The organism is Mycobacterium sp. Panama NTM2 (genome assembly GCF_054355555.1).
Genome location: NZ_CM135953.1, coordinates 50,185 through 69,291 on the forward strand (window position 1 = coordinate 50,185; position 19,107 = coordinate 69,291).

Sequence of the window (19,107 nt, forward strand, 5' to 3'; positions counted from 1 at the left end):
ACCCAGGCGGTCAGATCACGCTGCCGTGATGGCGACACCGGTTGCCGCCGTTGTGTTTTGCGTCGTACATGGCTTTGTCCGCCGCGGTGATGAGTTGGTCCATCATCAGGTCGAACGAGTCCTCGCTCACCATGCTGACGTCGAGCAAAGCGGTTCCGATGCTGCTGGTGATGTCACAGGGCAGCTGCGCTATCGCCGCGCGCACGTCTTCGTACCGCAGCGCGGCGTCCCCGGAGGCGACGACGTCGGCGAAGAGGAATTCCTCTCCACCGCTGCGCGCGATGACGGTCGTGGAGGTGGCTGTTGCCCGCAGCGCGTCGGCGACCGCGACCAGAGCCCGATCGCCGGCTGCGTGGCCGCGGGTGTCGTTGACCGCCTTGAACCGGTCCAGGTCCAGCAGGGCAACCAGCAGATAGCCGTCCTGCTCACCGTGATGGGTGAGGTTGGCCCGCACCATGTTGCGGAATGCGCGGCGGTTCAGCAGCCCGGTCAGGGGGTCGAGGTCGGCGACCGCGAGATCGCCCCGCAACGTCCGCACCAGGGCGTAGAACACCAGGCCGGTTCCGATGCTGCACTGCAGTATCAGGAACAGATCGACGAGGGCCATCGCAGGGCGTCGCTCCACTGCCGCGACGGCCACCGTTTGGCTGACGGCCACCCCGATGACGACCGACAGGACGCCGAGCACCACCCGGGGGGAATGGAAGAAGGCGGCGTAGCTGACGATCGTGGTGAAGGCGATGCAGCCCAGCAGCGACGCCAACGGATCCGGATAGGCCAGACATGCCAGCGTGATCGACAGGGTGGTCGCGGCAACATAGGCCAGCGACCAGTGGCGCGACGGCCAGCGCCACAGGAAGAGCACGGTGCCGAAGAGACCGCCCGCCACAGCGATCGCCATCATCGAGCGACCGATCGCGCTGTCCGGGTGACCCGCCCCGAACGTCAGCGCCATGACCCCGGCTGCCATCGCCGCCGTGGTGGCTGCCAGCCAGAACCTCGTTCGTTCCTTCAGGCCGCGGGTGTCGAGGAAGTCGGTGATCCAGTCGTAGTGCTCGACAGACCTCAGGAGCCGCTCCACGACCCCTGGCCTACGGCCGGTCCGCAGGGGGGCCGCCGCCGGTCGGCGGCCATGGGGGAGGTGGCGGTTGCTGAGGCCAGTGGCCTTGCGGCGGTGGAGACGGCCAGTAGCCCGGAGGTGGCGGCGGTGGTGGCGGCCAGTGCCCCGCTGGTGGGGGCGTGATGCCTCAGATCAAGATGCCCGCGAAATCTGATCCATGCCTCAGGTAAGAATGCCCGCGAAACGGCGTTGGGTCAGGAGGCCTTGATCCGGATGCCTTTGCGGGTGTCGGGTAGGGCGGTGGGGATGCTGGCGAGGTAGAGCTGTTCGGTTTTCTCCTTGGCCAGCTGGAGAAGTCGGTTCTGCAGGTCGGCGATCTGGCGTCCCATCGCGGCCGGGTTCAGGCTGTCGCGGTAGGTCAGGAGCTCCGATTCTTGGGCTGGTGAGAGGACGCCGGCCGCCAGTAGCCGGTCCAGTGGGGTCTTGGGCTGGTCGTAGAGACGGCGGCGCCGGCCGTCACCGCTGCTGGCGTAGCCGATGGGTTTGATGGTGGGGGTCAGGTAGTTGAGCCGGTCGTTGACCAGAGGCCAGAGCCGGTTGAGCACCGCACGTTCCTCGTCGGTGTCGTAGCGGTAGTAGAACCCGTACTTGCGGACGAGATGGTTGTTCTTGGACTCGATGGTGGCCTGGTCGTTCTTCTTGTACGGCCGGGAGCGGGTGAAGAAGATCTCCATCTGCCCGGCCCATTTGATGACGGCTTTGTTGAGGAACTCGGTGCCGTTGTCGAAGTCCAAACCAGTTACCTCATACGGTATTTCATGCACACCTGCTTTCAGGGCGGCCAGGATGTGGGTGTGGGCGTTGTTGCGCACGGTCCGCGTGAAAGTCCAGCCGGTGTGCACATCGGTGAGGTTGAGGGTGCGGGCGAACTCGCCCTTCAACGTCGGCCCGCAGTGCGCGACGGTGTCTCCTTCGAAAAAGCCTGGCGCAGCTTCGATTTCGTCGGTGGCCTTGCGAATCTTGACCGACGAGCGCAACAGCGGCGAGGGCTTGGTGGTGGACTTGCCCTTGATCTGGTCTTTGGCTTTCACCGGCGCCAGATAGCGGTCGATTGACGCCGCGCTCATCGCCAACAGCTCCTCGCGCACCGTCGGGCTGTAACGGTCACGGCCAAAGACCAACTCGCCGTGGCGCTCCAACCCGTCGAGCTGCAGGGCCATCGAAGCAGCCAGGTACTTGCCGCACTGCCCACCCGAGGCGGCCCAGACCTTCTGCAGCACCTTACGGGTGTCATAGCTGTACTTCGGCGAGCGCGGTTTGCGCGGCCGTTTTGCGACACTGCGGCCCGCACCCGGCGGGCGCCTGGCCGCTACCGTGAGCCGCCGGCGGGCGTTATCACGCGACCAGCCGGTCACCTCGACCACCTGATCCAGAATCCGGCCCCGGTCCTTCTTCGAAGCCCTCACATACGCCTTGGCGTACCTGGCGGTGACCTCGGCACGAGACGCCATCGACAACCCACTTCCCATGCTCCACGACTATCACCATTTCGCGGGCATTCTTACGTGAGGCACCGAGGGCGTTTCGCGGGCACTTTTCGTGAGTCAAGCCGGGGGGTTGCTGTGGCCACTGGGCGGGCGGTCCTTGCTGGTAGTACGCTCCCGGGAAGGGGTACTGGGGCGGCATCGGGTGTTTGGGTGCTCGAGATTTGCGAATGGCCCACACCACCAGCCAGATCAGGCCCCCGATGATCGCCAGTCGAACCACCATGGCGCCCACCCACCGCCCCGGATGTTCCGGTGCGGCGAGCTCGAGTGCCAGGTAACTGGTCGACACAGAATCCCCCTTGTCGGCCTCTGCGAAAGCGCACAGGCGTGCCGCCCAGCATATGGCCGATCTCCGACGTGGCGGACAGCAATGCGTCTTCTCCGGAAATCCGTTGCCGCGGGGGTGGGCTCAGGCTTGACTGACGGGTGTGAACGACGTGCTGAGTGATCTGACGCGAAAGCCCGATCGGCGTGGTGATCGGCAGGTGCTCGATGCCGTGTTCGACGAATGCGTGGTGGCGACGGTGTCGACGGTCATCGACGGTCAGCCGTGGGTGATCCCGGCGTTGGTGGTCCGTGACGGCGACCGGTTGCTGATCCACGGCTCGACGGGCGCGGGCGCGCTGCGCCATGCCGCGGCCGGTGCGCCGGTCGCGATCAGCGCGTTCGTCCTCGACGGCATCGTCGTCGCCGAACGTCAATTCGACCACTCGGCGAACTACCGCTCGGCGGTGGTGCGCGGAACCTGCCGCGGCGTCGACAAGGCTGATCGAGCAGCGGCACTCGACGTGTTCACCGACGCCCTCCTGCCGGGCCGTCCCGCCGAGTGCCCGCCCCACACGCCGAGCGAAGTGGCCGCGACGCTGGTGCTGGAATTGCCGATCGCGCAGGACAACTGGGTGGCCAAGCAGCGCAGCGGGCCGGCTGCAGAGCCCGAAGGTGAGGCGTGGACGGGCGTGATCCCGGTCAGCCAGATCTATTCGACACCGGAATCCGACTCGGAGCACAGCGTTCCCGCTTCGGTAGCCGCCGTCGTCGCCCGGAACGGGTTACCCTGACGCCGTGGCGGTCGGCGAGATCTCGGGCGGGGTGGTACACGATCTGCCGGACGATCTGAAAACCGCGTTGCAGAACAACCCCGCAGCGCTCACCGCGTGGAACGACATCACGCCGCTGGCGCGCAACGAATTCATCTGCTGGGTCACCGATGCAAAGCAGGAGTCGACGCGCGAGCGGCGCATCCGACGCACGCAGGAAGAACTCGAAGAAGGCAAACGCCGGCCCTGCTGTTGGCCCGGCTGCAAGCATCGCGAGCGCACCGGTAAGCCCTAGCGGTCGCGGCGGCTTTCCCGCCGATTGGCCTTCTTGATCTCCTCGACGAGCTCTTCCTTGCTCATCCTGGAACGACCGGTGATGGCGAGCCGTTTCGCAACGTCCATGAGGTGCTTCTTGGTGGCGTTGGCATTGACGCCCTCGGCGGTCTCCCCGGATGCGTTCGGGCCGCCGCTGCGCGCGCGCTCATCGGACGGCCCCCGGTCCTCTTTCTCCTCCCAGCGGTCGCCGACCTTCTCGTAGCTGTGTTTGAGCGCGCTGTATGCGGTCCGGTACGCCCGCTCGCCCTCGCCGTACTCCTCGGCCGCTGCGTCGTGGGCTTTGGCGAACGTCCGTTGAGCTTTGTCGTCGGACTTCTTCAGTGTGCTGGGGAGCTCGCTCTGCTTGGCCTCACCCGACTTCGTGGTCTTCGGCATCGCGGTCCTCCTTTCTCGAAAAGTGTTGTCACAAGAGACTATTGACCGGGCGATGACCAGTGCAGCACTTTCAGAGCCGTCATCTCGTCGAGCAGTTCGGGGCCGTAACCGATTCCGGAGCCACTGGCACGCCGCGGCTCGGCGGATCCTCCGGGTGCGCCACCGAACACCGCATTGATCTTCACCGTCCCGACCGGGAGGCTGTGCCAGGCTTCCTGCGCGCGGGCCATGTCGGCGGTGAGGACCGTCGCTGCCAGTCCGAAGCGGTCGTCGGCAGCCTCGGCGAGCGCAGTCTCGAAGTCCGGCACCACCCGCACCGGCGCGATCGGTCCGAAGGTCTCTTCGCGCATCAGCAGCATGTCCGGGGTGCAGGCGGTCAGGACGGTCGGCGGGTAGTAGGTCCCCGGTCCGGGGCGTGGCGCACCGCCCACCAACACGCGCGCGCCGCGTTCGACCGCGTCGGTGACGTGGCTGTGCACATGGTCGCGGTGCCGCTGGTCGACCAGCGGGCCGATGCGGGTCTCCCAACGGCACGCCTCGTCGGCGAGTGCGGCGAGGAAGGCGTCCGCCGCCCCGGCCACGACGAACACCCGTTCCACCGCCACGCAGATCTGTCCCGCATTGGCGAACGCGCCCTGGGCCGTCTGCTCGGCCGCCCATTTCGCGGAGACGTTGTCGTCGACGATCAGGGCGTCGTTACCCCCGTTCTCGAGCAGTGCTTTGGCGCCGCGCTGCGCGCAGGCCTGCGCGATGGCGCGCCCGGTGGAGCTGCTGCCGACGTGCGCCACCACGTCGACACCCGGCGCCGCGGCGAGGTGAGCGCCGACAGAACCGTCGCCGTCGACGATTTCGAGGACGCCGTCGGGAAGCGCTTGCGCCACCAGCTCGGCGAAACGGCGCCCGGTGCAGGGGCACCGCTCACTGGGCTTGTGCACCACCGTGTTTCCGGTGACCAGCGCGGCTCCGATGAGGCCGGCGTCCACCGCGACCGGATCGTTCCACGGGGTGAGCACCGCGACCACTCCGCGCGGTTCGGGCGCCATCAAGTCGGTGGCGGCCCAGCCACCGAGAAGGCTGCGGCCGCGGTGCACGGGTCCGAGCTGTGCGTACTGCCGCAGGGTCCCGATGCCGGCCTCCGCACCACCGAGGGCATCGTCGCGAGGCTTTCCGGTTTCCCGTTCGTTCAGCTCGGCCAGCTCGGCTGCGGCGGCCGCAACGGCGTCCGCCGCAGCGCTGATCGCTGCCGAACGGTCGGCTGCTGCTGTACGCGCCCATGCGGGCTGGGCGGTTCTCGCCCGATCGACGGCCGCATCGCAGTCAGCGTCGCCGGCGATCGGAACCCGAGCGACGGTATCGCCGGTGCGCGGGTCCAGGACTGTCATCTCCATCGCGTGCACCCGGGTTCGGTTACCCGGGTGTCGACGATCGACACCCGGCGATGTGAGCGGGTTGAGACGACGGCCGTCGGGTACCTGCGGGCGATGATCGGGCGAACGGACCTGCAGGACGCGGCGGCGCGAGTGTTCGGCTGGGACACGCTGCGCGATGAGCAGCTCGATGCGATGGTCGCGGTGGTCGAGGGACGCGACGTGCTGGCGGTGATGCCCACCGGGTCGGGCAAGTCGGCGATCTATCAGGTGCCCGCGACGGTGATGCCGGGGGTGACGGTGGTGGTGTCACCGCTGATCGCCCTGCAGCGGGATCAGATCGAGGGTTTGGCGGACACCGGCGCGCCGCGCGCAGTGGCGGTCAACTCCCGGCAGAGCGCGGGGCGCAATGATCGCAGCTGGGCGGAGATGCGCACAGGAGACTCGGAGTACGTGTTCCTGTCCCCTGAGCAGCTGACCAAAGACGATGTGGTCGAACAACTCTGCACGCTGCCGTTGGCGATGTTCGTGGTCGACGAGGCGCATTGCCTCTCCGCGTGGGGACACGACTTCAGGCCCAGCTATCTGCGGGCTCGCCGACGCGATCGCACAGGTCGGGGAGGTGCCGGTGGCGTTGACGGCGACGGCATCACCGGTGGTGCGCAGCGACATCATCACCCATCTGAGCCTGCGCGACCCGGTCGTCATCGCCACGGGATTCGACAGGCCGAGCATTCGGCTCGAGGTCAGCCACCATGTCGGCGCCCGTGACAAGCGCGCCGCCGTGCTCGACGCGGTGGCCGGCATGGCCGGGCCCGGTCTGGTCTACACCGCGACCCGCAAGGACGCCGAGCGGTGCGCAGACGCACTGCGCGACGCGGGTGTGTCTGCCGCCGCCTATCACGCGGGACTGCGGGCGAGAGACCGCGACGACGTGCATCGCCGGTTCCGTACCGATGAGATCGATGTGGTGGTGGCGACGTCGGCGTTCGGGATGGGAATCGACAAACCGGATGTGCGATTCGTCGTACACGAGTCGATCCCCGACTCCGTGGACAGCTACTACCAGCAGATAGGTCGTGCGGGACGGGACGGCGACGACGCGGTGGCGACGCTGTTCTACCGACCCGAGGATCTGTCGCTGGCGAAATTCTTCATGACCGCGCACGCCGACGAGGAGCGACTCAGGGCCGTGCTGGCAGCACTGTCGACATCACGGCCGAAACGGTTGACACGACTGCGCGACGACACGGGCATCGCAGGCCGGGCGCTGACGCAGGCGGTGAACCTGCTCGAGCAGGCGGCCGCCGCGAGATCGGGACGCCGGGGCTTCGTCCTCGTCGACGAGGACGTGGAGCAGGTCCTCGCGCGGGTGCGCCGCATCACCGAGGCGACCGAACGCGTCGACCGGACCCGGGTGGAGATGATGCGCGGGTACGCCGAGACCACGGATTGCCGTCGCCGCAACCTTCTCGGCTACTTCGGCGAGCAGCTCAGTCGGCCCTGTGGCTTCTGCGACACGTGCGACGACAACACCGCCCGCGGCCATCCGTCGACCGAGGAGCAACCCGCGGTGCCGCCGAACACCGCTGTCGAGCATCGCGAGTGGGGACGCGGTGTCGTCATCAGTGGCGAATCGGATCGCATCACCGTGCTTTTCGAGGAGTTCGGCTACCGCACGCTGGCCGTCGAGGTCATTCGCGACACCGAAATCCTCACTGTCGCCGACGGGTGACGTTTCGGCGGATTCGCCCCGGGTAGCAGCGAGCGCATGAGCGTTGTCGACAAGGCCCGAGAGCAGGCCAAGCATCTCGTCACCAAAGTCACCGACCGGGTGGCCGAGGTCATCAGCACGGATTCACCCGTCCAAGCCGTCACCATCGGGCGCCCGCGGCAGGAAGTCGTGCGGGTGTTCACCGATCCCGGCCTGCTCTCCGTCGTGTTCGGCGACGTCGCCGACGTCGAGAGCGTCGGCGCGGACCGGCTGCGTTTCGCGTTCGGCACCGACGGCCCCGCGTGGGAGTGCGTGGTCGATGTGCACGACGACCAGGTGAGGTTCGTCGATGTGCATCCGGACGGCGCGACGCAGATGGTGCTGATGTTCCGCGACGCTCCGGGGGAGCGGGGCACGGAGGTGATCGCCCGGCTCAGTAGCCCCGGCCCGGGAACGCTGACCGGCGCGCTGACCTTCAAGGCGCTCTACCGGGCTCGCGCCCTCCTGACGACCGGCGAGGTACCCACCATCGCCCGCAACCCGAGCGCTCGCCCGTCGGCGCGCTGAGAGGACATGACATGAAGGCACTCGTATGGAACGGCGTCAACGACCTCGCGGTCGAGACCGTCGACGACCCCGAGATTCTCAACCCGCACGACGTCATCGTCGCGGTGACATTGAGCACCACGTGCGGATCGGACCTGCACTTCATCGACGGCTACCTCCCCGGGATGCGCGAGGGCGACGTGTTCGGCCACGAGTTCATGGGGGAGGTGGTCGAAGTGGGGCGTGAGGTCACCGGGATCAGCGTGGGCACCCGGGTGGTGGTGCCGTCGTTCATCGCGTGCAACAGCTGCTGGTACTGCGACCACGACCTGTACTCGTTGTGCGACACCACGAACCCCAACGCCGAACTACAGGCCCCGCTGCTCGGGGCGCCCACAGCGGGCATCTATGGCTACACCCACGAGTTCGGTGGTTACGCGGGCAGCCACGCACAGTTCGTCCGGGTCCCGTTCGGCGACGTCAACTGCTTCGCCGTACCCGAGTACGTCACCGACGAGCAAGCGCTGTTCATGTCCGATGCGGTCCCGACCGGCTACATGGGAGCTGACTTCTGCGACATCTCCGCCGGTGACGTGGTTGCGGTGTGGGGAGCCGGCGGAGTGGGCCTGATGGCGGCACGCAGCGCGGTGCTCAACGGAGCAGGTCGCGTCATCTCCATCGATCGCATACCTGAAAGGCTCACTCTGGCAGAGCAATTGGGTGCCGAGACGATCAACTACGCCGAGGTGCACAGCGTGGCAGAGGTGCTGCGCGAGAAGACGGGTGGCCGCGGCCCCGACTCGGTGATCGAGGCGGTGGGTATGGAAGGCCACAGCACCGGCATCCAACAGATCTACGACCGCACCAAGCAGGCACTGCGGTTGGAGACCGATCGCGCGGCGAGTCTGCGGGAGGCGATCCTGGCATGCCGCAAGGGCGGTGTGGTCTCCGTTCTCGGCGTCTACGGTGTCACCGACAAGTTCCCGATGGGCGCGCTGATGAACAAGGGCCTGACGTTGCGTTCGGCTCAGCAGCACGGGCAGCGCTACATCCCTCAGTTCTTCGACTACGTCGAGCAGGGCGACCTCGATCCGTCGGTGCTCATCACCCACGATCTACCGCTGTCCGACGGTGTGCGCGCCTACGAGATGTTCAAGAACAAGACCGACGGGTGCATCCGAGTGGCTCTGCGACCCTGAGTCAGCGCGCGGGCTCGGACTCCGGATGTTCGGCGACCTTGCTGGCCGCGAAGTCGGCGGCCTGATCCACCAGACCGTCGGAGATGTATCGGGCGTGGGCGCCGATGTCGTTGCCGGGTGAGCAGACGAAGTCTCCGGGCACGCACAGCTCGACGGTCTTCGGTTGATACAGCGAGCCGATCTTGATGGTGGGCTGGTTGATGACGCCCATGAAACGGTCCGATGGCGTGCCGAGCAGCGCGACCGCGGCGATGTGGTCGGCGACGGCCGGCGGCATCACCGGCGGCACATCCGCTGCGGTCACGCCGTCGGGGATCACCTCGGAGGTCACGAAACCCATGACAGCCGCGCCCTGCGAGTACCCGCCGAGCACCATCGAGGTCTTCGGGCAGGCGTTCGCGGTGTTCTGGATCTGGGTGCTGGCGTCGACGACACCCTGCAGTGCGGTCGGGAAGTCCGGACTCGCCGGATAGTTCACCGGGTAGACGGCGACCGACTTCGGCGCGACGCGCGACTTCAGATCGTCGACGAAGGCATCGCCGACCGCCCCGAGTCCTGGCGGCTCCGTTGTCCCGCGCGCGAACAACACCTGCACATCGGGACACCCCGGCGGCGGGGGAGCGGGCGGTACGCCGGGTTCGGCGGTCGCCGATGCGGCGGGACCGAGGATGACGCAGGCGGCGATCGTGACGGCAACGCGGAACACGTGAACGGAGATCACCTAACAATCGTGGCACGGATGGCGCCGCTTCGCGCCCGCTACGGCCCGGGTATGAAGGGACCATGGGTATCGCCGAACCACCCGACCTGATCGCCGGCGCCCGCGCCGTGCGCGACACGGCAACGGCAGCGGTCGGTTTCGCCGGAGAGGTCTTCGGTGTCGACGGTGAATACTTCACCGCGACGTTGACCATCGACCACGACGCTGCCGTACCGGCTGTGGAGGTGCTGCGCCCGGGCGCGGCGCATGACGCAGTCGTGCAGGCGGGTCCCGATGATCGCGGACAGGCGGCGAGAAAGTTGTGTATCTCGCTGCCGGATGTCTATGGGCCCGGGCGCAACCAGGACTTCCTGCTGGCGTCCTCCGCGGACGGCGCGCCGCTGCACCACGCAGTGGTGCCGGGCGATCCGGTGGCATCGCTCTACTCGTCGCTGTGGTTGTATCTCGCCGGGCTGCAACCAGTTCTGTTCGGCGCGCGCCCACGGACCACCGGTCGGGATCTACGGTTCGCCCCGGGCAGCGAGCTCAGCTTCATGATCAGTGCACCCGTCGGACGCTTCCGTCCCATCGGCACACTGACGCTGACGGGACCGTTCCGTGGCACGGTCCGCTTCGCCGGGAGCCACAGTGGCGGTGGCATCCGCCCGCTGCCGCCGGTGGCGTTCTACTGAGCCGCCCTCACGTGCCGCGGCCGGTCTTGTGCTGCAGCTGGTCGATCATCTCCGAGGCCTGCGCCTTGGTGGCGTCCTCGGGGATCTCGGTGTCGGCCTCCTGGGCCAGTGTGTGCAGATAGCTGCGTTGCGCTCCCGTCATGGGCTCATCGCCCGTCACCCACTGCGACGGTTCTTTCTCGGGATTCTCCTGTGGCGCTTGGTTGTCACTCATGCACGCGGAATGCCCATCGCACAGACGTTCGAAACCTGCTGAAATGGAGGCGGCCCCACGGGCTGCTGCTCAACCCGCGAGGCCTTGGGACTACGGCCGCCCCGTAGCTACCCCGCAATTTCGGTACCACCTCCGCACTGGATCAAACCCGGCCGTCGGCGTCCCGGGTGAGGTGGAAGTATGCGAGCGTGGGCAAGAACGAACGCGCGAAGATCGTGATGAGCGACGACGAGATCACCGAATTCATCGACCACAGTCGCACAGCCACGCTGGCGACGGTGTTGCCGAGCGGCCGTCCGCATCTGGTGGCTATGTGGTACGCCGTGATCGACGGCGAAATCTGGTTCGAGACCAAGGCCAAGTCGCAGAAGGCGGTCAACATCCGCCGCGACCCGACCGTCACGGTGATGATCGAGGACGGGCTGACCTACGACACGCTGCGCGGGGTGTCGATCGACGGGACCGCGGAGATCCACGACGATCCGGACACGAACCTACGGATCGGGATCAGCGTGTGGGAGCGCTACACCGGGCCCTACACCGAGGACATGCGCCCGTTCGTCGATCAGATGATGAACAACCGGGTCAGCGTGCGGGTGGTGCCGTCCCGGATGCGCAGCTGGGATCATCGCAAGCTCGGTATGGGGGCCATGCCGGTCGCCGGCAGCACCGCGCAGTACCTCTGAGGTCACCGGCGCGACAGCACTCGCTTCACGTCGGTCGTGATCGGGTCGACGATGTCGTTGAACTCCGGATTCTTTTCGATGAATCCGGCGACCATCGAACACACCGGCACGATGCGGAGTCCCGCGTCGCGGGTGGATTCCAGGGCCTCGCGAACCAGGATGGTCGCCAGGCCGCGCCCGGAGAACTCGTCGTCGACGACGGTGTGCGGGAAGATGCGTTGACCGTCGTGGTCGATGAACTCGGTGAAGCCGGCCGTGCGCCCGTCGACGGAGATGGTGAAGCGATCCTGCTCGGCCGCGACCTCTGTGGGTGCGCCCGTCTTGTCGGTGGTCACGAAGCGTCTCCTGTCATGTCGGCGAATTCGGGGTTCTTCTCGATGAATTCGGCGACCATCCAGCACTGCGGGACGACGCGCAGCCCCGCTGCGCGCGTGGCCGTCAGCGCTTCCCGCACCAGGATGGTCGCGAGTCCGCGGCCCTGATAGCGCGGGTCTACCTCGGTGTGTGGGAACACCCGTGCGCCGTCGCGGTCGTAGAAGTCGGCCAGACCGACTTGGTGGCCGTCGACGGAGATCGTGAAGCGATCCTGCTCGGCGACGACCTCTGTCGGTGCGCCGGTTCTGTCCTGGGTCATGACCCCTCTATACCCCGGGTCGGGGCCGTGGCTTCAAGGTGGCGTGCGGCAAGGGTGGCGCCGGCAACCGGGTCCCGGCACCGTCGTACCCGGCCACCGCGCCGAACCGGACGTCGTGGCTCTGCCACTGCTCCCGGTAGTCGGCGATCTCGTCGTGGCTGCGGCCGACGAAGTTCCACCACATCACCAGCTCTTCGGTGAAGGGCACGCCGCCGAGTAGCACGACCCGGGCGGGCTCGTCGCCGCGGTTGGTCAGGTGGAGGGTGTCGTGCCCGGTGCCCTGGAATCCGAGATCGGCGACGGCGAGCTCCGCACCACAGGCGTCGACCCGGCCCTGGTCGACGAGGACACCGTGTTCGAAGGCCGCATCCACGTCGAGCGCCACCCGCGCACCGGGCTCCAGATCGAGCTGAGCGCCGACCAACGCGGTGAAGGTGTGCACCGGCGACCGATCGCCCTCGAGTTCACCGAGGAAGACCCGCGCCGTGACCCCGCCGCGGCTGCGGGGGCGAGGTACATGATGGGCGAAATCGCGGGCGGTGTCCCGGTCGGAGTCGGGCAGCGCCACCCACAGCTGCACGCCGTGCAGGATCGGACTGCTGGGCACCGACACCTCGGAGTGGCAGATCCCCGCTCCAGCTGTCATCAGGTTCAGCTCGCCGGGCCGCACCATCGCGTACACACCGGCGCTGTCCCGGTGTTCGATCAACCCGCTGAACAGCCAGCTCACGGTCTGCAGCCCGGTGTGGGGATGCGGCGGGACGTCCATCCCCTGCCCGCCGCGCAGATCATGCGGGCCGTAGTGGTCGGCGAAGCACCATGCCCCGATCAGCGACCGTTCCCGCTGCGGAAGCGTTCGGCGCACCCGGATGGCACGCGGACCGCCAAGAGGCACATCGCGCGGGTGCAGCACCCCGAATCCGGCACCCAATGCCGAAGGGACGCAATCCACTTCGGCGGGCGCCGCGTCGGTGTTGCTCATCAGTTCACCGTAGTCTCCTCCCGCAGCGGCTGGACCATCGCCGAACGGATGACCTCGAGGTCGTGATCCTCGATACGGAACACCCCGAACCGGAACTTGTAGCCCCACCGCGACTTGTCCTCGATGAAATCCAGGTGCTCGATCAGAGGCCGGATGGGGACCTCGCTGCAGTCGAGGAAGTCGACATTGCGCCGCCACGGTGTGAAGCCCTCAGGCAGCTCCACCTGGTAAGGCTCGTCGTCGGCGATCTGACCGATGGCCGTGAACGCCTGAAGCGGCGGGCCATCGGGATAGACCGTCCTGGGCGAGTAGAACACCAGCCAATCGCCCCGAGCCATCTTGCGCAGCATGTGCGGTTTGCCGTGGTTGGCCTGCGTGAAGCGCCCGCGCACCCCGCGCTCGACGTGGTCACGGCTGACCGTGTTGATCCAGTTCGTCATGGGGCCAACCTAAGGACACCCACCGACGGCCGACGGGTTTGTGCACAGTCCCTGTGGATAACTCGCTAGAGTCGGACGCCATGGGCGAGCAAGGCCTGACGGCCGACGAACTCCGCAACGTCACCTTTAGCAAACCACCCTGGGGTAAGCGCGGGTACGACGAGAAGGCGGTCGACGCGCTGCTCGACGAGATCGCCTCGGCACTCGCCCATCTCGATGGCTGACCCCGGCGAGATTCGGCCCGATCTGGCGGAGATGTTGCGTCGGCGTGCGCTGACCGAAGACGCGGCCCGCCCCGATGCCGTCGCACGGCGGCACGCGCGCGGGGGCCGCACCGCGCGGGAGAACGTCGCCGACTTGGTCGATGCGGGGTCGTTCGTCGAATACGGGCGCTTCGCCGTCGCCCCGCAGCGCATGCGGCGCGATCTCGACGATCTGATCACCCGGACCCCGGCCGACGGCCTGATCGGCGGCACCGCGCGCGTCGCGGGCAGCCCATGCGCTGTGCTCTCCTACGACTACACGGTTCTCGCGGGAACCCAAGGGGCACTGGGGCATCGGAAGAAAGACCGGTTGTTCGAGCTCATCGAGCGGATGCGGTTGCCGACAGTGCTCTTCGCCGAGGGCGGCGGCGGCAGGCCCGGCGATACCGACTACCCCGTGGTTTCCGCGCTGGACACGCGCGCATTCGCGTTGTGGGCACGGCTGTCAGGGATCGTCCCGCGGATCGCCGTGGTGAAGGGACGCTGCTTCGCCGGCAACGCGGTGCTCGCCGGGACGTCGGACTTGATCGTGGCGACGCGTGACGCGTCGTTGGGGATGGGCGGGCCGGCGATGATCGCCGGTGGTGGCCTCGGCGACGTGGCACCCGATGACGTCGGCCCGATGAGCGTCCAGGAACCCAACGGCAACGTCGACGTCCTCGTCAACGACGAAGCGGCAGCCGTCGACGTGACCAAGCAACTGCTCAGCTACTTCCGGCCGGGCCGCACCGAATGGACCGCCTCCGATCAGACCGGGCTGCGCACCGCCGTCCCGGAGCGGGAGCGCCGCGCCTACGACGTGGCTCCCATCATCGAGACGCTCGCCGACACCGCCTCCGTGACATTCCTGCGCCCGCGGTTCGCACGCGAATTGGTCACCGCGCTGGCCCGGATCGAGGGTCGCGCAGTCGGGATCCTGGCCAACGACACCAGGTTCATGGCCGGCGCCATCACCGCGGCCGCTTCCGACAAGGCTGCTCGATTCCTCCAGCTGTGCAACGCTTTCGCGCTCCCGGTCGTCTCGCTGATCGACTGCCCCGGATACATGGTGGGTCCGGCCGCGGAGGCGGAGTCGCTGGTACGCCGCGCTTCGCGCATGCTCGTCGCGGGGGCAGCCCTGCAGGTGCCGATGATCTCGGTGGTGCTGCGCCGGGGATATGGCCTCGGTGCTCAAGCGATGGCGGGCGGGAGCCTGCACGAACCGGTGTTGACGGTGGCATGGCCGGGGGCGCATCTGGGCCCGATGGGTCTGGAAGGGGCGGTGCGTCTCGGGTTGCGCAAGGAACTCGAGGCGATTGCCGACGAGACAGAACGGGAGAATCGCGTCCGCGAGGCGACTGCCGCGGCCCAGGACAACGCCAAGGCGCTCAACGCGGCGATGCTGTTCGAGATCGACGATGTGATCGATCCCGCCGAGACCCGATCAGTGATCGCCTCGACCCTCACCGCCGCCGAAACGCCGCACCGCATCAGTGGGCGGTTCGTCGACACGTGGTGAGCGCGGGGCGAAGAAGAAGGGGCGGTACCGGCATGGCGCCTCTCGGCGAGTGGTCGCTCGAAGCGACGAAAGTGGTTGGTGCCCGGGGGCATGTCCGGCACCGCCGAAGTCCTCAACGGGTGGGAAGGCCGGGCTATTCCCCGGCCGATGGTCACGCGATGTCGGCGTAGTAGACGCGGCGTTCGCCGACGGGGTGACCGTTCAGTTCGGCCAGCGATTTGAGCTGGCGGAGCGCGAAAGTGCGGCCCCGGCCCGCCTCGGGCACATAGATTCCCGCCCACAGCCCTTCGGCTCGTGGAGACTCGCACGCCTCCTTCGCGCACAGCCACCGCCGGGGGCAGGACCGGCAGATCGCCTTCGCGTCGTCGTCGGCCGTCGTGGTCCACCGGTCCGGATCCCGGGTGCATTCGCCGATCGGGGTGTCGTCCCATGGTGTTGCGGTCATCGGGTAGCTCCTTGTGCCTGGGCGGCGCTTCCGCCGCGATGCAAGGAAAGCTAACGGACAAACCGTAGCATCGCAACAGTTTGGTCATCGGAACTGTGGCGGGAAGGTGTTGCGCCACCCCGGAGTGGCAATAAAAGGCCATGTCACGTGCCCAATAGGGCAAAGTCAGATGTCACATGAATTCTGTCGCAATGATGCGGTTGGGCGGTTGGAGAAGGTGTAGTTTTACGGGGAAACCGTTGCAGTACCCGCATCAGCCGTAGCGCTGGGCGTCTGCGACATCGAGCTCCAACGACATCGAGGATCGCCGGTACATGACCAACACGGAGTCGGTCGGTGCGCACGCCGATGCGGCCGACACCGGAATGGTCAGGGCGGGCGCCGCGGCGGCCGCGCGCCGACGCGAGCTCGACATCAGTCAGCGTCGGCTGGCGGCCGAGGGCATCATCAACGCGGGCGCGCTGATCGCCTTCGAGAAGGGACGCAGCTGGCCACGTGAGCGCACCCGCGCCAAGCTCGAGGAGGTGCTGCAATGGCCGCCCGGCACGATCGAGCGACTGCGCACCGGTGCACCGGACCGCCGCAGAGAACCGGTCCCTCCTCCCGGCGGCGACGAGTCCTCGCTGATCGCCCAGGCGGTTCTCGCGGCGGTGGGCACGATGGCGGGCACCGTGTCGGCACTGCCCGCCGACGACGATCCGACGTTTCCCATCCGGATCGAGGCGACGCTCGCCGATCTGCGGCAGCTCGAAGCTGTGGCGGCGAGGGCAGCACGCATCGGCAGGGTCACCCCGCCCCTGATCAAGGCGTTGGGCAGGGTGCGCAGCCTCTACGACGATCTGATGCTGCGCGCTGCCCGTGCGCCCGGTGCTGCGCTGGGTCCACGCCTCTACGCCGCGCGCCGTGGGGCCAACCTGACCGTTGCCGAGACGGCGCAGGCCGCCGGCGTCGCCGAGCAGGTGGTGTCCCAGGCGGAGGCCGGTGAACCGGTCGCGCCCAGCGCGGTGGAAGCGCTCGAAACGCTGATCGCGGGGATTGTCTGAGGTCGGCGAGAACAGGGCCGTCGCTGCTGCTTAGCTTTCGCGCTGGCGGTCAAGGGTGAGGGTGGGCGTGGTTGATCGGCCGGGCGGGATGCTCGGCTTTTGGCGCGATACACAGTGCGTCGTTGTTGGTTGGTGGGCCGTCGTGTTCCGGCAGGCTGATTAGTCGCCGTGTGCGGCAGGCTTTCGTGTGCGCCGTGATGGCGGCCCAGGGCGAACGGGCGGCAAGCTAAGTTGCGCCGTCGTGCGGCATAGCGGTCGCAGCCGTCACCGTTCGCCGCTGAACCTTCCTTGACGATAGCGCTGTTCATCGAAGGGTTGTTGGGTTCGAAGTAGTCGGTATGCCAGTCGGCATGCGTGGCGGGCCAGCGCGACGCGGGCCTGGATCGGTGCCATGCCGCGGGCGCGCAGTTGCGCGTTGCGCTCGGCGAATGATGGTGAGGATTGGGATAGTCCCCAGGCGATCCCCATCAGCGCATCGCGGTGTTCGGCCAGCCCCTGTCGAGAGATCCGCCCTCGACGGTTCAGCGTCGCTGACTTGTAGAGGGCTGGCGCCAAACCCGTTGCGGAGTAGAGATGTTGAGCATCAGGGAAGCGTTCGATGGGGAGGCTGTGTGCGGCGAAGGCCGCCGCGCGGATCGAGGCGACGCCGGGAAGGCTGGTCAGGATCTGACCGTCGGTCTCGGCGAGCAACGCCACGATCTCGACGTCAAGAGCATCAATGTCTGTTCGGAGCTGACGGTATCGGCCCAGGTCGCGGTTCAACCGTTGAGCACGTTGGTCGGAGGTGTCAGATGGTTTGTGTAAGGGGTGTGGTGTCCTGACAGGAAGTCGACACTGATGTCTGTGATTGATCCCGAAGCGCGTGAGCGTCGTCGTGAAGAGATGAAGAACGCGACGGAGAAGTTGAAGGCGAGCGGTGCTCTGGATGAGCTGTTCGCCAAGATCGATGCCGGAGAGGTCAAACTCGACGGCCATGACGGCCTCATCCAGCAGCTGATCAAGGCCGGCCTCGAGCGCGGTTTGCAGGCCGAGCTGACCGATCACCTCGGCTACGAACGCGGTGATCCCGAGGCCAGTCTGCTGCCGAACTCGCGCAACGGCTCATACCCCAAGACGGTGGCCACTCAGGTCGGCGAGGTCGACCTGGCCATCCCGCGAGACCGTGACGGTACGTTCTCGCCCACGTTGGTGCCCAAAGGTTCTCGCCGCCTCGGCGGCCTCGACGAGATGATCATCTCGCTCTACGCCGGCGGAATGACACTCCGCGACATCGAACATCACCTGGCAACGACGATCGGCACCGAGATCAGCCGGGAAACTCTGTCCAAGATCGTCGACGAGATCAGCGACGAGGTGATGGCCTGGCAGCGTCGGCCGCTAGAGGCGTTCTACCCGGTCGTCTACCTCGACGCCCTGGTGGTCAAGGTCCGCGACGGCGCCCACGTCCGCAATAAGGCCGCTCACATCGCTGTGGGCGTCGACATGGAGGGCATCAAACACGTCCTGGGCATCTGGGTGCAGACCACCGAGGGCGCGAAGTTCTGGGCGGGGGTATGCGCGGAGCTAGCCAACCGCGGGGTGCGCGACGTGCTCATCGTGTGCTGTGACGGGCTGACCGGTTTCCCGGAGGCGATCGAGGCGACCTGGCCGCAGGCGACCGTGCAGACCTGCGTGGTGCATCTGATCCGTACCGCGATGCGGTTCGTGTCTTACAGCCAGCGCAAGAAGGTCGCGGCCGCGCTCAAGCCGATCTATCAGGCTCCCGACGCCGAGACAGCTCTTGTCGAACTAGATGATTTCGCGAAATCAGAGCTAGGGCAGCAGAATCCGCACACCGTCGCGGCGTTCCGCAACGCGTGGGAGCGGTTCGTGCCGTTCCTGGCGTTCCCGCCGATGCTGCGTCGGGTCATCTACACCACCAATTCCATCGAGTCGCTGAACTACCAGTTGCGCAAAATCATCAAGAACCGCGGACACTTCCCCAGCGACGAATCGGTGGTCAAGCTGCTGTGGCTAGCGATCTGCACTATCGAGGACAAGCGCGCCCGAGAACGCGAAAAGCAGCGAGGCAAACCCGCCAACGAACGCACCGCCCCCAGCCGCCTCATCGAGGGCCAAGTCACGACCAACTGGAAGCAAGCACTCGGCCAGCTCGCCATCGCCTACCCCGACCGAATCAACCCCCACCTCTAACCAACCGAGCACCTGCTTACACAAACAACTTGACAGGCTCCGTTGGTCGGCATCGGCCGGCGGAGGCAGACACTCGCGCCACCGCTGCAGCCAGTAGTGGGCGGTGTTCGTCGTCAAGCGCCCCGGCGCCCGGCAC

At 67.2% G+C, this 19,107-nt stretch carries 24 protein-coding genes; 12 read left to right on the forward strand and 12 right to left on the reverse strand.

The genetic code is table 11. From position 1 onward, the window contains the following. Window positions 1-10: 10 nt before the first annotated feature. On the reverse strand, window positions 11-1,081 hold the full coding sequence (locus ACXYX3_RS00255) for a GGDEF domain-containing protein (RefSeq protein ID WP_458609687.1): 1,071 nt from the start codon (window positions 1,079-1,081) through the stop codon (window positions 11-13). Between the two features lie 233 nt (window positions 1,082-1,314). Further along, entirely contained in the window at window positions 1,315-2,571 is a 1,257-nt protein-coding gene (locus ACXYX3_RS00260; RefSeq protein WP_176215952.1) for an integrase catalytic domain-containing protein, read from the reverse strand. Window positions 2,572-3,035: 464 nt separating this feature from the next. Between ACXYX3_RS00260 and ACXYX3_RS00265 the strand changes: the two genes are divergently transcribed. Together ACXYX3_RS00265 and ACXYX3_RS00270 are read left to right on the forward strand one after the other, a co-directional pair. After that, on the forward strand, window positions 3,036-3,665 hold the full coding sequence (locus tag ACXYX3_RS00265) for a pyridoxamine 5'-phosphate oxidase family protein (protein ID WP_241204328.1): 630 nt from the start codon (window positions 3,036-3,038) through the stop codon (window positions 3,663-3,665). A 19-nt stretch (window positions 3,666-3,684) separates the two neighbouring features. Continuing rightward, window positions 3,685-3,939, forward strand: a complete 255-nt coding sequence (locus tag ACXYX3_RS00270) for a YdeI/OmpD-associated family protein (protein ID WP_458612247.1) — start codon at window positions 3,685-3,687, stop codon at window positions 3,937-3,939. On the opposite strand, the gene ACXYX3_RS00275 is transcribed toward ACXYX3_RS00270, so the two are convergent. Together ACXYX3_RS00275 and ACXYX3_RS00280 are read right to left on the reverse strand one after the other, a co-directional pair. Next, the gene (locus ACXYX3_RS00275; RefSeq protein ID WP_241204326.1) at window positions 3,936-4,355 is read right to left on the reverse strand and encodes a ChaB family protein; all 420 of its coding nucleotides are present in this window, start codon (window positions 4,353-4,355) and stop codon (window positions 3,936-3,938) included. The two genes, ACXYX3_RS00270 and ACXYX3_RS00275, sit on opposite strands and share 4 nt — an antisense overlap. Before the next feature lie 38 nt (window positions 4,356-4,393). Continuing rightward, entirely contained in the window at window positions 4,394-5,737 is a 1,344-nt protein-coding gene (locus tag ACXYX3_RS00280; protein ID WP_458612248.1) for an aldehyde dehydrogenase family protein, read from the reverse strand. Window positions 5,738-5,770: 33 nt separating this feature from the next. On the opposite strand from ACXYX3_RS00280, the gene ACXYX3_RS00285 reads away from it, so the two are divergent. Genes ACXYX3_RS00285 through ACXYX3_RS00300 form a run of 4 tightly spaced genes read left to right on the forward strand, consistent with a single transcriptional unit; the run spans window position 5,771 to window position 9,181 of the window. Then, window positions 5,771-6,493 carry a DEAD/DEAH box helicase gene (locus tag ACXYX3_RS00285; protein ID WP_458609688.1) on the forward strand — a complete coding sequence of 241 codons (723 nt, stop codon included), beginning with the start codon at window positions 5,771-5,773 and terminating at the stop codon, window positions 6,491-6,493. Continuing rightward, window positions 6,381-7,457, forward strand: a complete 1,077-nt coding sequence (locus ACXYX3_RS00290) for a helicase-related protein (protein WP_458612249.1) — start codon at window positions 6,381-6,383, stop codon at window positions 7,455-7,457. Before ACXYX3_RS00285 ends, ACXYX3_RS00290 begins: the two co-directional genes overlap by 113 nt. Before the next feature lie 36 nt (window positions 7,458-7,493). Then, entirely contained in the window at window positions 7,494-8,003 is a 510-nt protein-coding gene (locus ACXYX3_RS00295) for a hypothetical protein (RefSeq protein WP_241204325.1), read from the forward strand. An 11-nt stretch (window positions 8,004-8,014) separates the two neighbouring features. After that, window positions 8,015-9,181, forward strand: coding sequence for a zinc-dependent alcohol dehydrogenase (locus ACXYX3_RS00300; RefSeq protein ID WP_241204324.1), 1,167 nt, complete (start codon window positions 8,015-8,017; stop codon window positions 9,179-9,181). Window position 9,182: 1 nt separating this feature from the next. Here ACXYX3_RS00300 and ACXYX3_RS00305 read toward each other — a convergent pair whose 3' ends face one another. Continuing rightward, window positions 9,183-9,899 (reverse strand): cutinase family protein, encoded by a 717-nt coding sequence (locus tag ACXYX3_RS00305; RefSeq protein ID WP_458612250.1) that lies wholly within the window; start codon window positions 9,897-9,899, stop codon window positions 9,183-9,185. 65 nt (window positions 9,900-9,964) lie between these two features. Here ACXYX3_RS00305 and ACXYX3_RS00310 point away from each other — a divergent pair, with 65 nt between their 5' ends. After that, complete coding sequence (locus ACXYX3_RS00310) at window positions 9,965-10,573, forward strand: hypothetical protein (protein WP_458609689.1); 609 nt, start codon at window positions 9,965-9,967, stop codon at window positions 10,571-10,573. Between the two features lie 7 nt (window positions 10,574-10,580). Here ACXYX3_RS00310 and ACXYX3_RS00315 read toward each other — a convergent pair whose 3' ends face one another. Next, complete coding sequence (locus ACXYX3_RS00315) at window positions 10,581-10,787, reverse strand: DUF3072 domain-containing protein (protein ID WP_241204321.1); 207 nt, start codon at window positions 10,785-10,787, stop codon at window positions 10,581-10,583. A gap of 188 nt (window positions 10,788-10,975) precedes the next feature. Here ACXYX3_RS00315 and ACXYX3_RS00320 point away from each other — a divergent pair, with 188 nt between their 5' ends. After that, on the forward strand, window positions 10,976-11,473 hold the full coding sequence (locus tag ACXYX3_RS00320; RefSeq protein ID WP_458609690.1) for a pyridoxamine 5'-phosphate oxidase family protein: 498 nt from the start codon (window positions 10,976-10,978) through the stop codon (window positions 11,471-11,473). Between the two features lie 2 nt (window positions 11,474-11,475). Here ACXYX3_RS00320 and ACXYX3_RS00325 read toward each other — a convergent pair whose 3' ends face one another. The 4 genes from ACXYX3_RS00325 to ACXYX3_RS00340 are packed head-to-tail and all read right to left on the reverse strand — an operon-like array spanning window position 11,476 to window position 13,529. Further along, window positions 11,476-11,808 (reverse strand): GNAT family N-acetyltransferase, encoded by a 333-nt coding sequence (locus ACXYX3_RS00325; RefSeq protein ID WP_458609691.1) that lies wholly within the window; start codon window positions 11,806-11,808, stop codon window positions 11,476-11,478. Further along, window positions 11,805-12,107, reverse strand: coding sequence for a GNAT family N-acetyltransferase (locus tag ACXYX3_RS00330; protein ID WP_241204318.1), 303 nt, complete (start codon window positions 12,105-12,107; stop codon window positions 11,805-11,807). The genes ACXYX3_RS00325 and ACXYX3_RS00330 overlap by 4 nt, the downstream gene beginning before the upstream one ends. Window positions 12,108-12,114: 7 nt before the next feature. Then, the gene (locus ACXYX3_RS00335) at window positions 12,115-13,089 is read right to left on the reverse strand and encodes a pirin family protein (protein ID WP_458609692.1); all 975 of its coding nucleotides are present in this window, start codon (window positions 13,087-13,089) and stop codon (window positions 12,115-12,117) included. Further along, window positions 13,089-13,529 carry an EVE domain-containing protein gene (locus ACXYX3_RS00340; RefSeq protein ID WP_458609693.1) on the reverse strand — a complete coding sequence of 147 codons (441 nt, stop codon included), beginning with the start codon at window positions 13,527-13,529 and terminating at the stop codon, window positions 13,089-13,091. The genes ACXYX3_RS00335 and ACXYX3_RS00340 overlap by 1 nt, the downstream gene beginning before the upstream one ends. An 80-nt stretch (window positions 13,530-13,609) precedes the next feature. Here ACXYX3_RS00340 and ACXYX3_RS00345 point away from each other — a divergent pair, with 80 nt between their 5' ends. Both ACXYX3_RS00345 and ACXYX3_RS00350 read left to right on the forward strand, forming a co-directional pair. Further along, a complete protein-coding gene (locus ACXYX3_RS00345; protein WP_458609694.1) occupies window positions 13,610-13,753 on the forward strand; it encodes a DivIVA domain-containing protein in 144 nt (47 codons plus the stop codon). Further along, window positions 13,746-15,290 carry an acyl-CoA carboxylase subunit beta gene (locus ACXYX3_RS00350; protein ID WP_458609695.1) on the forward strand — a complete coding sequence of 515 codons (1,545 nt, stop codon included), beginning with the start codon at window positions 13,746-13,748 and terminating at the stop codon, window positions 15,288-15,290. Before ACXYX3_RS00345 ends, ACXYX3_RS00350 begins: the two co-directional genes overlap by 8 nt. 151 nt (window positions 15,291-15,441) lie before the next feature. Here ACXYX3_RS00350 and ACXYX3_RS00355 read toward each other — a convergent pair whose 3' ends face one another. Further along, window positions 15,442-15,735 carry a WhiB family transcriptional regulator gene (locus ACXYX3_RS00355; RefSeq protein ID WP_458609696.1) on the reverse strand — a complete coding sequence of 98 codons (294 nt, stop codon included), beginning with the start codon at window positions 15,733-15,735 and terminating at the stop codon, window positions 15,442-15,444. 314 nt (window positions 15,736-16,049) lie between these two features. Here ACXYX3_RS00355 and ACXYX3_RS00360 point away from each other — a divergent pair, with 314 nt between their 5' ends. Next, window positions 16,050-16,778: a transcriptional regulator gene (locus tag ACXYX3_RS00360; protein ID WP_458609697.1), complete on the forward strand. Its 729-nt coding sequence runs from the start codon at window positions 16,050-16,052 to the stop codon at window positions 16,776-16,778. A gap of 264 nt (window positions 16,779-17,042) precedes the next feature. Here ACXYX3_RS00360 and ACXYX3_RS00365 read toward each other — a convergent pair whose 3' ends face one another. After that, on the reverse strand, window positions 17,043-17,540 hold the full coding sequence (locus ACXYX3_RS00365; protein ID WP_458609698.1) for a transposase: 498 nt from the start codon (window positions 17,538-17,540) through the stop codon (window positions 17,043-17,045). Between the two features lie 120 nt (window positions 17,541-17,660). Between ACXYX3_RS00365 and ACXYX3_RS00370 the strand changes: the two genes are divergently transcribed. Beyond that, on the forward strand, window positions 17,661-18,971 hold the full coding sequence (locus ACXYX3_RS00370; protein ID WP_458612251.1) for an IS256 family transposase: 1,311 nt from the start codon (window positions 17,661-17,663) through the stop codon (window positions 18,969-18,971). The last annotated feature ends 136 nt before the right edge of the window (window positions 18,972-19,107 follow it).